This is a genomic window from Promicromonospora aerolata (genome assembly GCF_042682255.1).
Lineage (GTDB): Bacteria > Actinomycetota > Actinomycetes > Actinomycetales > Cellulomonadaceae > Promicromonospora > Promicromonospora aerolata.
Genome location: NZ_JBHUHF010000001.1, coordinates 3,479,997 through 3,492,555, shown reverse-complemented (window position 1 = coordinate 3,492,555; position 12,559 = coordinate 3,479,997). Strand labels below are relative to the sequence as shown.

At 71.5% G+C, this 12,559-nt stretch carries 13 protein-coding genes; 9 read left to right on the top strand and 4 right to left on the bottom strand.

The window, feature by feature from the left end; genetic code table 11:
- Positions 1-13: 13 nt before the first annotated feature.
- A complete protein-coding gene (locus tag ACFSL2_RS15555) occupies positions 14-400 on the top strand; it encodes a transposase (protein WP_377198733.1) in 387 nt (128 codons plus the stop codon).
- A gap of 352 nt (positions 401-752) precedes the next feature.
- On the opposite strand, the gene ACFSL2_RS15550 is transcribed toward ACFSL2_RS15555, so the two are convergent.
- Positions 753-1,922 carry a helix-turn-helix domain-containing protein gene (locus tag ACFSL2_RS15550; protein WP_253877670.1) on the bottom strand — a complete coding sequence of 390 codons (1,170 nt, stop codon included), beginning with the start codon at positions 1,920-1,922 and terminating at the stop codon, positions 753-755.
- Positions 1,882-2,538 (bottom strand): hypothetical protein, encoded by a 657-nt coding sequence (locus tag ACFSL2_RS15545; protein ID WP_253877672.1) that lies wholly within the window; start codon positions 2,536-2,538, stop codon positions 1,882-1,884. The genes ACFSL2_RS15550 and ACFSL2_RS15545 overlap by 41 nt, the downstream gene beginning before the upstream one ends.
- A 167-nt stretch (positions 2,539-2,705) precedes the next feature.
- Here ACFSL2_RS15545 and ACFSL2_RS15540 point away from each other — a divergent pair, with 167 nt between their 5' ends.
- From ACFSL2_RS15540 to ACFSL2_RS15505, 8 genes are all read left to right on the top strand, one after another.
- Complete coding sequence (locus ACFSL2_RS15540) at positions 2,706-3,281, top strand: ATPase, T2SS/T4P/T4SS family (RefSeq protein ID WP_377198732.1); 576 nt, start codon at positions 2,706-2,708, stop codon at positions 3,279-3,281.
- On the top strand, positions 3,275-4,423 hold the full coding sequence (locus ACFSL2_RS15535; RefSeq protein WP_377198731.1) for a type II secretion system F family protein: 1,149 nt from the start codon (positions 3,275-3,277) through the stop codon (positions 4,421-4,423). Before ACFSL2_RS15540 ends, ACFSL2_RS15535 begins: the two co-directional genes overlap by 7 nt.
- A gap of 145 nt (positions 4,424-4,568) precedes the next feature.
- Positions 4,569-4,787: a DUF4244 domain-containing protein gene (locus ACFSL2_RS15530; protein ID WP_377198730.1), complete on the top strand. Its 219-nt coding sequence runs from the start codon at positions 4,569-4,571 to the stop codon at positions 4,785-4,787.
- Positions 4,788-4,790: 3 nt separating this feature from the next.
- Complete coding sequence (locus ACFSL2_RS15525) at positions 4,791-5,135, top strand: TadE family type IV pilus minor pilin (protein ID WP_377198729.1); 345 nt, start codon at positions 4,791-4,793, stop codon at positions 5,133-5,135.
- Positions 5,132-5,563, top strand: a complete 432-nt coding sequence (locus ACFSL2_RS15520; protein ID WP_377198728.1) for an Rv3654c family TadE-like protein — start codon at positions 5,132-5,134, stop codon at positions 5,561-5,563. Before ACFSL2_RS15525 ends, ACFSL2_RS15520 begins: the two co-directional genes overlap by 4 nt.
- Positions 5,564-5,594: 31 nt before the next feature.
- The gene (locus ACFSL2_RS15515) at positions 5,595-6,620 is read left to right on the top strand and encodes an ABC transporter ATP-binding protein (RefSeq protein ID WP_377198727.1); all 1,026 of its coding nucleotides are present in this window, start codon (positions 5,595-5,597) and stop codon (positions 6,618-6,620) included.
- Positions 6,617-7,483, top strand: coding sequence for an ABC transporter permease (locus tag ACFSL2_RS15510; protein WP_377198726.1), 867 nt, complete (start codon positions 6,617-6,619; stop codon positions 7,481-7,483). Before ACFSL2_RS15515 ends, ACFSL2_RS15510 begins: the two co-directional genes overlap by 4 nt.
- Positions 7,484-7,487: 4 nt before the next feature.
- A complete protein-coding gene (locus ACFSL2_RS15505) occupies positions 7,488-7,721 on the top strand; it encodes a helix-turn-helix transcriptional regulator (RefSeq protein WP_377198725.1) in 234 nt (77 codons plus the stop codon).
- 41 nt (positions 7,722-7,762) lie between these two features.
- Here ACFSL2_RS15505 and ACFSL2_RS15500 read toward each other — a convergent pair whose 3' ends face one another.
- Together ACFSL2_RS15500 and ACFSL2_RS15495 are read right to left on the bottom strand one after the other, a co-directional pair.
- Positions 7,763-9,793: a CocE/NonD family hydrolase gene (locus ACFSL2_RS15500; RefSeq protein ID WP_377198724.1), complete on the bottom strand. Its 2,031-nt coding sequence runs from the start codon at positions 9,791-9,793 to the stop codon at positions 7,763-7,765.
- Positions 9,794-9,947: 154 nt separating this feature from the next.
- Positions 9,948-12,485 carry a DEAD/DEAH box helicase gene (locus ACFSL2_RS15495; protein ID WP_377198723.1) on the bottom strand — a complete coding sequence of 846 codons (2,538 nt, stop codon included), beginning with the start codon at positions 12,483-12,485 and terminating at the stop codon, positions 9,948-9,950.
- Positions 12,486-12,559 lie beyond the last annotated feature (74 nt).

The following is a 12,559-nucleotide window of genomic DNA, read 5'->3' as shown; positions in this document are numbered from 1 at the left end:
GAACATCGGCCGGATGCGCGGCATCCCCGGGACGAACCAGCCGCAGTGGCTCGATGTCCTGCACCGTCACCACGCCGTCGTCGAGGACCACGTCCGGGCCGCGAAGACCACGGGCCTTGGCCTGCTGCCTTCGGCGTCCTGGCGGATCAACACCGCCTGGGTCCTGCTGACCGGCATCGCCCGTGACCTCGACGTCTGGACCCGGCTGCTCGCCTTCCACGACCACGAGCTCCTGGCGAAGGCCGAGCCAGCCACGATGCGCGAGCTCGTCTACTGGCTGCCCGCCCGCCTGGCCCACCACGCCCGCAAAAGGTGGCTGCGCTTCGACCGCGACCACCCGCACACCGACGCGATCACCACCGCCTGGCACCGCCTCGCGGCTCTACCCGCCGTGACCTGACCAGCCCGACGACTGTTCCCACGAACCGGAACGGAGCGACCGCACAACCCCCGGCCGGAACCGGCGCACGCAGCGACACGCGCACGGCAACCATGCCCAAGACGCGCCAACCACCAAATCGGACGAACCGCTCAGGCCGGGCTACCCACCAAGTGAATGATCGAGGCTAGAGACACGCTCGCAGCTCGTATCCGGCATCAGCGGCGGCTTCCTCGATCTGGCTTCGGTCAACGGGCGCGATGTCTTGGAACGTTACTCGTCCACTTGGCGCGTCGAGCCGCACTCGCCACACACCGGGAACGGCGGACAAATCCATAGAGCGCGCGCGTTGGTAGTTCTCGCAGGGGCACTCCTATCGCCGTCGTGAGTTCCTACGGGCGCTCGCGAGGTCGAGGACCTCTGCGGTCTTGTGTTCTCCTGCCTTCACGTTGGCTGTACGTGCCCAGGTGTTGATCCACTCTGGTTTTGTACCGACGTCGTAGGACGCCTTGGCGGCCGCTTGCTTGCCGAACGCCCGATCAAGAGCTTGTCCGAGAAGTAGCGGTGTTTCGTCGGCTACCGGAATCGGTTCGCTTGTTCGCCAGCCTTGCGACGAGATTTGAATCTGAAGACTTCGCGCACGCTGTTCGCTGATCACGCCCAGGTCTCGGGCGCGCATGACGGCCGCCCCGACGGTGATCCCGTACTCGGCCTTGATCGCGAGATAGCCGTGAAGGGTCAGGCCTTCTGAGATCCGCGAACGAACCACTTCGGGCGGCAGCAGGCACGCGCCGGCGAACTTGTAGGCCCTGCGCTCCTCGGGGCTACGGGTGCTCTTTATCGGGTTCATGAGCCCCCGATCGAAGATCAGATGGCCGACCTCGTGCAGCAGGGTGAGCCGCTTGACTCCACCCGGGACGGCGGCGGCGAGTGCGACTAGTGGGCGATCGTTCAAGGGTGACGGTCGAGAGCACGCCGTGTGCCCACGGACCTCGTCGGAGAGATGGTCGAGGTTGTCGACAACACCGACTCCCAGCCGCTCCAGTGCACGCGTCGCGTTCAGGAGCGGCGCGACGTCGTCCAGGCCAACTGCCTGTCGAAAGGCACGCGCTACCCGCTCGGTGTCGTGGTCGTAGTCCTCGGGATCGGGGAGGCGCGCCGTGTGATAGCCCGAGGCGATCGAGGCGTGACGAAACAGTCGTGACGCCTCGTTATAGAACTCGACCACGCGGTTCTCGTCGCGCGCCGTGGCCCTCGAGTTCTTCCGGAACGTGACGGTTCCGGTCCTGCTCTCGTCAGGTTCCACGCTGAAGAACGACAGCGGCAGGTTGAACATCGCACTCGCGTCGACGACGAGAGTTTCGGGTGCGGGGCGCGCGCCACTCTCGACCTGTGAGAGGAACGACTGCGTGACTCCGAGTTGTCCGGCGAGGTCAGTCTGAGTCAGGTCATGAAGGTGGCGCAGGGCGGTCAGCCGAGGTCCGTGGGCATGGAGCAGCAGATCAGCCGTCAAGCCGGTTGCTCTGCTCGTCGATGTCGACATGGAAGAGATCCTCGTCCTGGGGGTCGCCGGTGAACTTCAGGTGTGTAGTGAAGCCCCCACCGGGAAGCACTTCGAAGACCAGGTCGACCGGTACCGCGAGCCCGTAGTCGCCGGGGGCAAGCGTGTGCACGACCCGGAGGGTGAACTCGTCACGAACTGCGGCGTTCGTGTAGTCCCAGAGGAGAAGGAGCTGGACCTCCTGGCTTCCGGCCGGCGCGGGGCCCTTGGTCGGCAGGTCGAACAGCGGTTCGCTCTGCCAGTAGTCACGGCGTGCACGGGTGCTCCCGGCTACAGGCACGCCACCCGGATAGTTCCGCCGGCGTTCCTTGAGGAAACGCATCCGGATGCCTGAGCTCTCGTGCACGAGTCCCGTCTGGCCCATCGCCCGCGGATTGCCCGTGACAAGCCAGCCGTTCGGCAACTGCGATGCGTCCAGCTGCTCCCGGAACTCCGCACGCGCATGGATGGGCCGCAAATGCGGAAACTTCGAGTGGTCGAGATGGCCGAGCACCTTCTCGGCCTGCTCAAGCGCTGTGCTCATACCTGTGTGGAGCAGGCCTCCAAGGGCCTGGATCTCGGGCTCGACCAACTCGCGAACAGTGTCCTGCGACGCCACGACCAGCTCCTTTGGTATGAGTGCTCATATTATAAGCATCAATGTAAGGGATGGTCGATCGCTGGGCGTGTCGTCCACGGGTCTGATCGGAGCGGCACCCATCCACGGTGCGTCTGACCTGCGGGCTGCACGGTGGGTGAGCCGGGTAGTGCTGTCAGATCCGACAGGTGGTAAAGACGACGCTGCTCGCGGCACTGCTCTCACTGGTGCCCGCCAACGAGCGCGTGGTGACCGTCGAAGAGGCGCGCGAGCTCCGGCCCGCGCACCCGCACGCGGTGCACCTCGCCGCTCGGCGCGCCAACGTCGAGGGCGCCGGCGCGGTCGACCTCGCGGACCTCGTGCGGAACGCGTTACGCATGCGGCCCGACCGGATCGTGCTCGGCGAGTGCCGGGGCGCCGAGGTGCGGGAGGTCCTCATGGCGATGAACACCGGGCACGACGGCGGGTTCGCGACACTGCACGCCAATGCCGTCGCCGTGGTGCCGGCTCGGCTGGAGGCGCTCGCGGGCCTGGCCGGTATGACGCGCGAGGCGGTGGCGGCCCAGGCCGCCGGTGCCCTCGACGTGGTGCTGCACCTCCGGCGCTCGCACGGTGCCCGGTACCTGGCGGAGATCGGTCTGGTGGGGCGGGCGCCGGGCGGGGAGCTCCAGGTGCGGACCGTCGCGCGGTGGGACGGCCGAGGCGGCTGCGAGATCGAGCCGAACGGCTGGGACGAGCTGGTGGGCAGGTACGGGCCGTGGTGAGGGCCGCGGAGTCGCTCGGTGTGGGCCTGCTCGTCGCGATCTGTGCCTGGCTGGTTCTGGCCCGCGGTGGGCGTCGCGTGCGTGAGGTGCTCGACGTCTCGAACCAGAGGACCGGCACGGCACCCCCGGTTCACGCCGGTGCCGAACCGGCGCCCGACGGCGCTTCCGACGGCGCGTCCGTGGTGCGGCAGCGTCACCGGCTCCGTGCCGAGCGGGCCCCCGGCGGTGACGTCCGGGTGGTCGTGCTGCAGGTCGTCGCCCTGCTCAAGGCAGGGTCGCCGCCCGGACCGGCCTGGTCTCGTGCGGCGGGCGTCGGTGCCGATCTCACCGGTGTGCCGGACGTCGACGGGCTCGCCAGGGTGCTCGGGGCCCGGCACGCGGAGGCAGTGGTCGCGGCGACCCGGCTCGCGCTCGACGTCGGCGCACCGCTCGGGCGGGTCCTGGAGCAGGTCGCCGGCACCCTCGTCGCGGAGGCCGAGTCACGGGCGGAGCGGGACGCGGCACTCGCCGGCCCGCGGACGACCGGACGGCTGCTCATGTGGCTGCCGATCGCCGGCGGATTCCTCGGGTGGGGGCTCGGCGCCGACCCGGTGGCCACGGCGACGGACGGCGGTATCGGCACTGTGGCGGTGAGCCTCGGCCTGGTGCTGCTCGTGGCCGGCCGGATCTGGTCGGACCGGCTGGTGGCCGCTGCCCGCGGTGATGACACGCCCGGCGTGGACATCCAGGTCGTGCTGGAGCTCGTGGCGGCGGCCGTTCGATCCGGGTCTGGCGTGCCGCGAGCGCTCGAGGCCACCGGTGTGGCGGTTGGCGGTCCCGATGGCGGGGTACTGACCCGGGCTGCCCATGCGCTCGTGCTCGGGGCTACCTGGGAACGGGCGTGGGCCGACGCCCCGGTGGCGCTGCACCCGCTCGTCCGGGCGCTGCGTGGTGCCTGGCTGGACGGTGCCCCACCGGGCGAGGCGCTGCGGGCCGCCGGTGACGAGGTGCGGCACGAGCGCAGGGGTGCGGCCAGGACCGCGGCCGCTCGGCTCGGGGTACGGCTCGTGCTTCCGCTCGGTGCCTGCTACCTGCCCGCGTTCGTGCTCGTCGGTCTGGTTCCCGTGCTGCTGGCGCTCGGGATCGACCTGCTCGCCGGCTGAGCCGGCGGGGGGCAGAACGGAGAACTTCGGCGCTGATCTGCGCCGACGCCGTCCGCCATCCGGCGGACGGGGCCCGCTGCGGCGGGCCGTACCAGGGCCCGGTCGCGGGCCGTGACGCCCGGCGACGGGCGAAGAAGGAGGAGACATGACGATGACGACGGCACTGGCTTGCCCCGAACCGGAGGACCCCTCGCAGGCAGAGGTCGACGAGCGCGAGTCGGAGAGAGGGCTGGCGACCGCCGAGTACGCGATCGCGACGCTCGCTGCCGCGGGGTTCGCCGGCGCACTCCTGGCCATCCTGAAGGGCGGCGACGTGAAGGCGATGCTCACGTCGCTGGTTCAGTCGGCGCTCTCGATCGGCTGACCCATGACGGAGCGTGAGTCGGAGCGGGGCACGGTCACGGCGGAGCTGGCCATCGGGCTGCCGGTCGTGGTCCTCGTGCTCGTTGCCGTGCTCACCCTCGCGGCCGCGTCCACGGCGCAGATGCGCGCCATGGACGCGGCCCGCGCGGGGGCACGGGCGGTCGCGATCGGAGAGCAGGAAGGCGGGGTGAACGCGGCCGTGGCGCGCGTCGGTGGACCGGAGGCGGAACTGCAGCTCGTGCACGAGGGCCGCTGGGTGCGGGTGACCGTCACCCGACCCGTTGCGGGCGGTTGGTTGTCGGGGCCGCTGCGGGCCACGGGCACGGCAGCGGCCTGGGTCGAGCCGTGAGCACCGAACCGCGGGATGCCGAGCGTGGAGCGGGCACGGTTCTGATCCTCGGGGTCGTGGCCGCCGTCCTGCTGCTCGCCGTCGGGATCGCGGCACTCGGCGCTGCCCAGAACGCCCGCGGGGCGGCCCAGGCCGCGGCGGATCTCGGGGCGCTCGCCGGTGCCACCGCGCTGCGGGACGGGTTCGATCCGTGCCGGACGGCGGGTGCGGCCGTAGTGCGCAACGGGGCTGTCACTGCCTCGTGCGAGGTGCTCGCCGGTGGTGTGGTCCGGGTCGTGGCGACGCGTGACGCGAGTGGCCCCGCGGGTGTGCTCGGAACGGCGCGGGCGTCCGCGCGTGCGGGGCCTCGTGCGGGCGGAGGGCTCGCCGGGCGCGTCGGCTGCATCGCGGCGAGAAATCAGGTGACATGCCCTTCGTACGACTCGTAGTATTCCTGCTATGAAAAGTACGGAGGATGCGATGAGCGCGCAGAAGGCGCCTCCGCCGACGAGCAACGTGGCGCTCGATGTGCGAGACCTGCGGATGCGGTACGGGACGAAGGACGTACTCACCGGGGTGTCGTTCACGGCGGACCGGGGCGAGGTCCTTGCCCTGCTCGGCCCGAACGGTGCGGGCAAGACGACCACCATCGAGATCCTCGAAGGCTTTCGCATGCGGTCGGCGGGCGAGGTCGCGGTGCTCGGCCAGGACCCGGCGCACGGGGACGAGGCGTGGCGAGCACGGCTGGGCGTCGTGCTCCAGTCGTGGCGCGACCATGGCCGGTGGCGGGTGCGGGACCTGCTCGGATATCTCGCGCGGTTCTACGGCCCCTACTCGACGGCCGAGGTCACCCGGCCGTGGGACGTGGACGAGCTGATCAAGGTGGTGGGCCTCGCGGAGCACGCGCGCGCGAAGGTCCAGACCCTGTCCGGCGGCCAGCGCCGGCGCCTCGACGTGGCGATCGGGATCGTCGGGCGTCCGGAGCTCGTCTTCCTCGACGAGCCGACGGCGGGGTTCGACCCGCATGCCCGCCGGGAGTTCCACGACCTGGTGCATCGTCTGGCCGACTTCGAGAACACGACGATCCTGCTCACCACGCACGACCTCGACGAGGCGGAGAAGCTCGCCGACCGGATCCTCGTGCTCGACAAGGGTGCGATCGTGGCCAACGGGTCCGCGGAGCGGCTCGCCCGTGAGCTGACCACCCAGGCCGAGGTCCGCTGGACGGTCGACGGGCATCGGCACGTCCACGCCGTGACCGAGGGCGACCCCACCGGCTTCGTCCGTGAGCTGCTGGCCCACGACACCGAGGTCACCGACCTCGAGGTGAAGCGGGCCAGCCTCGAGGACACGTACATGTCACTCGTCCACAGGGCTGAGACGAGCCAGGCCGAGACGAGCCAGGCCGAGACGAGCCAGGCCGAGACGAACCCGTCCGAGACGAGGCCGGCCGAGAGTCAGGCGGCGACCAACGGGTCCGGACGGACCGGGGAGGTGCAGTCATGACCACGAACACGCGGTCCGAAGCGCGCTGGGTGGCCGCACGGGCCGGTCTGTCGCGCGGCTGGCTCGAGACCAAGTACTCGCTGACCGAGCCCGGCGACCTCGTCTGGAACCTGGCGTTCCCCGTCATCTACCTGGTGGTCCTGCTGTTCATGCGGGGCAGCACCGTTCCGGGCACGGACATCGCGCTGGGCGCCATGGTGCTCCCGAGCCTCGTCGGCATGTCCATCGGCTTCGGCGGGATGACGGGCCCGGCCGGCACCATCGCGGTCGACCGGGAGGACGGCACCCTGCTGCGGGCGAAGGCGACCCCCAACGGGATGATCGGCTACCTCGTCGGCAAGATCCTGATGTTCGGGCTCACCACGGCGGTCAGCCTGGTCGCGCTCGTCATCCCGGCCTTCGCGGTGGCGGGAGACCTGCGCCTGGACGCCCGCACGTTCTTCCTGCTCATCCTGATCTTCCTGGTGGGCATGGTCGCCACCGTGCCGATCAGTGTCGCGCTCGGCTCCCTGCTGAAGCGGGCCTCGCAGACCGGCCTGCTGTTCCTGGGGTCGATGCTGCTCATCGTGCCGTCGGGGATCTTCTACCCGATCACCGCGCTGCCCGAGTGGCTGCAGTGGGTGGGGCAGGTGTTCCCGTACTACTGGCTCGGGCTGGGTGCCCGGTCCGCGATGCTTCCCGACGCCATGGCCGCGGTGGAGATCGGCGAGTCGTGGCGCACGCTCGAGATGTTCGCGGTCCTCGGTGCCTGGGCGGTACTGGGTATGGTGCTCGCGCCGATCGTGCTCCGCAGGATGGCCAGGCGAGAGTCCGGTTCCACGGTGGCGGCGGCACGGGAGCGCTACATGAGCCAGGGGTACTGAGTTGGTGGCTGAGCAGTCGGACGTCGTCCACAACCGCATAGCGATGCTGCGTGCGGAGCGCGGTGTGTCGCGGCGCGAGCTCGCCGAGGCGCTCGGGGTGCACTACCAGACCGTGGGGTATCTCGAGCGTGGCGAGTACAGCCCGTCGTTGCACCTCGCGCTGCGCATCGCGGAGTACTTCGGCGTCGCCGTCGAGGTGGTGTTCTCGACGAGCCCGTTCAAGCGGCTGGGCGAGTAGCCCGCGGTTGTGGGTGCGATCGCACCCACAACCGCGGTGCGTCAGCGCGGGACGATCACCGACTGCTTCGGGAGCAGGGACTCCGGGCTCACCTCGTCCGCGGCGGGAACCAGGCTGCGGCCCGGCGCGAAGCCGGCCATCGGCCCGGCGACCGGGAGGTTCAGTGTGGTGCCGCCGAGATCGATCGAGTACTGCGTCGCATCCCGGTCCACGGTCACGGTGGCGCCCCGGTCCGTGCCCATGATCACGAGCCCCAGCTGGTGGCCTGCCGGCACCACCACGTCGTTGGTCTGCATCTCGACGGTCAGGGTGTGCGTCCCGGCACCGTCGAGCCGTGCCCAGCCGCGCCCCAGGACCTGCAGCTCGGTGGACCCGATGTTCCGGACGACGTCGCGGTAGCAGCCGTCGTCGATCCCGGCCGACTCGCCGTAGCACGACTCGGTGCCGAGCGTGACGGCCCCGTTGCCCGCGCCGAGCACCCGGTCCAGCACGCCGTAGTCGACGAGCCCCACGGTGATCTGCCCGGTCGGCGCCCCGTGCGTGACGGTGGTCGTCACCGACGCCGCACCCGACAGGCGCAGGTCCGACGTCAGCGTTCCGGTGCGGAACAGCAGCCGGTTCGGGTTGGCGTCCGCGGCCAGGGCGGCATTGAAGTTCTGCCGGGGGTCGTTCACCCAGCCGACGTCGGCCGCCCGGCCCCGCGCGCCGAGCGCGAGGCTGCCGTCACCGCCCGGCCGCAGGCGTGCGGTGCGGTCGATGACCGGCCAGGTGTCCGAGGTGACCACCTCGTTCGGCGCCACCTCGACGCGCACGGCGGGCTCGTCCGTGATCCCGTTGTCCACACCGAGCAGCTCATGGTCGAACCAGCGGTGCAGCGTGCCCACCCACTCGGCACGATCCGAGTCGAACGGGTCGACGTGCCCGAGCCGCGTGAGCCAGAGCTTGCGCTCCACGCCCTGCTCGCCCAGCGCCGTCCACCAGCGGGAGAAGTTCGGTGTGTCCACGTTGGTGTCCTGCGCGCCGTGCACGATGAACACGCTGGCCGTCACCTGCGACGTGCCGAAGACCGAGCCGGAGCGGTAGTCGCGCTCGTCCCAGAAGGCGTTGTGCGCGCCGGACGCGTCGTCGGCTGCTGCGTTCATCGCTTCGGTGACCGCCGCGCAGTCCGTGGGGACGTGCCGGTCCCGGGCCACGTAGCTCATCAGGAAGCGCGGGTAGTTGGTCGAGAACGGCAGTCCCTGGGCACGGTCGTAGTCGTACCAGGAGCTGATCGCGCCGATCGGCACGATCGTCTCCAGTCCCTCGGCCCCGGTAGCGGCCACGCCGTTGGCGAGGGTCCCGTCGTAGGACTTGCCGATCATGCCCGTCCTGCCGGTCGACCAGTCCGCGACCACCGGCTCACCGGTATCCGGGTCGACGGCGCTCGCGTTGCCGTTGAGCCAGTCCACCACCGCCTTCACCGACAGGACGTCGGAGCGTCCCCCGTGGTCGGTGCAACCCGTCGACCACCCGGTTCCCGCCATGTCGACCGCCACGTACGCGTACCCGCGGGGGACGAAGTAGTTGTCGTAGAACAGCGGGAAGAGCGTGGGGCTGCCCGACTCGTCGTACTGCTTGAGCTCGCTCTCGTTGCCGCGACCACAGCAGGCGTAGTACGGGCTGGCGTCCATCACGACGGGCACCTCGGCGACGCCGTCGAGCTCGGCCGGCCGGATGATGTCGGCTCGGATCCGTTCGAGGTCACCGTCGCCGTCGAGGTCCGGCGCGATCACGTTCACCGACTCCCGGATCGCGTCGGCGTAGTCGTAGACGGCCTCCGTGGTGCCGTCGTCGCCGAGCGTGTAGGCGGTGTCGGAGGTCTCAGCCGCCGAACGGTCCTCAGCCGCCGACTCGTCCACCGCGAGCGGTACCGAGCTCGCAGGGAGGTTCGCGGCTGCAGGGAGGCCCACGGTCGCGGCCGCACCGGCCGGGAGCGTGCCCGCCGCCAGCGTGAGCCCGGTGAGTGCCGAGACGGTGAGTGTCGAGACGGCGAGTGCGGCGATCCGCTTCGCCCGGACGTGGTGGACTCGCATGGGCGTGCTCCTTCGCGACGGGCGGCCTGGTCAGCCGCACCGTATCGGCTGAACGTCGCCAGGGGAATACTGTCCCGTTACCTCCCGGTAAGAACTTCTTGCCCGAGTGGTCGTGCAGCGGACGCGCCTCCGCGCCGTGTCGGCCTCGCGGCGGTCAGCGAGCGTCGGTGAGCGTGGCGGCCTGCGGGTCGTGCGAGAGCACGGCGTCGAGCAGTCGCACGGCTGCCGCCTTGTCGAGCGGCGCGTTGTACGAACCGCACTTCGGCGACTGCACGCACGCCGGGCAGCCGTCCGCGCAGGGGCACGCCGCTATCGCATCGCGCGTGGCCCGGAGCCACGTGGCGCCCAGGTCGTAGGCCCGCTCAGCGAAGCCCGCGCCGCCCGGATAGGCGTCGTAGACGAACACGGTGGCCTCGCCGGTGTCCGGGTGCAGCTCGGTCGACACCCCGCCGAGGTCCCAGCGGTCGCACGTCGCGAGCAGCGGTAGCAGGCCGATCGACGCGTGCTCCGCGGCGTGCAGAGCGCCCGGGGCCTGATCGGGGGAGATGTCGGCGGCCCGCAGCACGAACTCGGGCACGGACCACCAGACGGCGACGGTGCCGAGGGTGTGCTCGGGCAGCTCCAGCTGCTCGGTCCCCAGTACCTGCATGTCCGGGATCCGACGCCGCTGGAAGCTCACCACCTGCGACGTCACCTCGACCGGGCCGAGACCCCAGGTGATCGGCCCCCACTCGCGCGTGACCAGGTCATGGCCCGGGCCGTCCTCGTCCTGCGCGCCGGAGTCGGTCTCGGCGTCCTCGCCCCAGCCCTCGATGGCCACCGACATGACCGAGCGGGACCAGGTGCCGTAGTCGAGGCGGCGCCGCTGCACGACGGCGGTGTGGTCGGCCAGGTCCAGGTGTGCCACCACGTAGGTGGTGCCCTGGTGCACGTAGACGGCGCCGTCGTGCACCTGGCCGTCGGCCGATGCCGCGTCGACCGTGCCCAGCATGCGGCCGGTGCTCTGCTCCACCACACGGACCGGTGTTCCGCCGGCCCCGCGCAGGTCGGTGAGTGCGGCCGCGGCCTGATGGTGCGTCCAGTACCAGCCGGAGGCGCGCCGCCGGAGGGCGCCCCGGGCGACCAGCACCTGCAGGATCCCCCGGACGTGGTCGGGGTCGCCGAACGCCGCGAGATCCTCCGACCGGAGCGGTATCTCCTGGGCCGCCGCACAGAGGTGCGGCGCGAGCACGTGCGGGTTCGCGGGGTCGAACACCGTGGCTTCCAGCGGTGCGTCGAACACCGCCTCGGGGTGCGTCACGAGATAGGTGTCCAGCGGGTCCTCCCGTGCGACGAACGCGACCAGCCCGTCCGCACCCGCTCGCCCGGCGCGTCCCGCCTGCTGCCACAGCGACATCCGCGTGCCGGGCCACCCGGCGATGAGCACGGCGTCCAGTCCGGAGATGTCCACCCCGAGCTCGAGCGCGTTGGTCGTGGCCAGGCCGAGCAGGTCGCCGGTCCGGAGGGCCTGCTCCAGCTCGCGCCGTTCCTCCGGGAGATAGCCGCCGCGGTACGCCGCGATCCGGCGGCCGGCGTCGGGGGCGGCGTGCCGCAGGTGGTCGCGTGCCTGCTGCGCGACGGACTCCGCACCGCGCCGGGACCGGGTGAACGCGAGGCTCCGGGCGCCGGCCGCGGCGAGGTCGGCCAGCAGGTCGGCGACCTCTGCGGTAGCGGACCTGCGCGGGTGCTCCGGCGGGTCCTCGGACGCCACCGGTGCGGCCTCCGGGTCGGGCTCGGCCGGGGGCAGTGCCCACGGGTCCGGCTCGCCGTCGGTGGGCGGACGCCAGCCCATGATCTCCGGCGGCTGCCACAGCACCACGGTGCGGCGCCCCGAGGGCGAGGCGTCCTGGGTGACCGCGGTGACGTCGTCGGGCGGCACGCCGATGAGCCGCGCCGCGCTGACCGCCGGCTCCGCCGTCGTCGCCGAGGCGACGACGAAGGTGGGCGAGCCCTCCCCGTACCGCGCAGCGAGGCGCGCGAGCCGCCGCAGCACCAGGGAGACGTGTGCGCCGAAGACGCCGCGGTAGGCGTGCCCCTCGTCGACCACGACGTACCGCAGCCCTTTCAGGAGCCGGGACCAGCGGCGATGGTTCGGCAACAGGGAGTAGTGCAGGAAGTCGGGGTTGGTGAGCACGACGTCGGCGTGGTCCCGCACCCAGGAACGCTCCTCGCGCGAGGTGTCGCCGTCGCAGGTCGCGACGCGGACGTCACGGGTGCCCGCCGCGTCGAGGATGCGCTCGAGCGCGCTCAGCTGGTCGGCGGCCAGCGCCTTGGTGGGGCTGAGGTAGATCGTCGTGGGGCGGACGTGCGCCGACTCGATGTTGCCCGGGTCCAGCGTGGCCGCGGCCGCGGCGGTCCGGACGGCGGACAGGGCCGGCAGCCAGAACGCCAGGGACTTGCCCGAACCCGTCGACGTCGCGAGGGCGGTGTGCCGGCCCCGGTGGACGAGGTCGGCGGCTGCCGCCTGGTGCGTCCAGGGCCGGTCGACGCCCAGCCGCCGGTACCCCTGCACCACCGTCGCGTCCGCCCAGCGTGGCCAGTCCGCGTGCTCGGCGGTGCGCTCCGGGAACGTGCGCGACGCCGTCAGCCGCTCGGCGCGCGTGCCTCCGGCGAGGAGCACGTCGAGCAGGGGGTGGGTGGGGACGTCGGGCACGCTGGACAGTCTCCCACCCGCCGCCCCGGGACCGGAGCGACCGCACGGGTCGCTCCGGTCACCGGTCGGTGTCG

Coding starts and splice junctions, on each gene's coding strand:
- ACFSL2_RS15515 (WP_377198727.1), top strand. CDS start 5,595: ATGAGCGCGCAGAAGGCGCCTCCGCCGACGAGCAACGTGGCGCTCGAT.
- ACFSL2_RS15525 (WP_377198729.1), top strand. CDS start 4,791: ATGACGGAGCGTGAGTCGGAGCGGGGCACGGTCACGGCGGAGCTGGCC.
- ACFSL2_RS15500 (WP_377198724.1), bottom strand. CDS start 9,793: ATGCGAGTCCACCACGTCCGGGCGAAGCGGATCGCCGCACTCGCCGTC.
- ACFSL2_RS15510 (WP_377198726.1), top strand. CDS start 6,617: ATGACCACGAACACGCGGTCCGAAGCGCGCTGGGTGGCCGCACGGGCC.
- ACFSL2_RS15555 (WP_377198733.1), top strand. CDS start 14: ATGCGCGGCATCCCCGGGACGAACCAGCCGCAGTGGCTCGATGTCCTG.
- ACFSL2_RS15530 (WP_377198730.1), top strand. CDS start 4,569: ATGACGATGACGACGGCACTGGCTTGCCCCGAACCGGAGGACCCCTCG.
- ACFSL2_RS15550 (WP_253877670.1), bottom strand. CDS start 1,922: ATGTCGACATCGACGAGCAGAGCAACCGGCTTGACGGCTGATCTGCTG.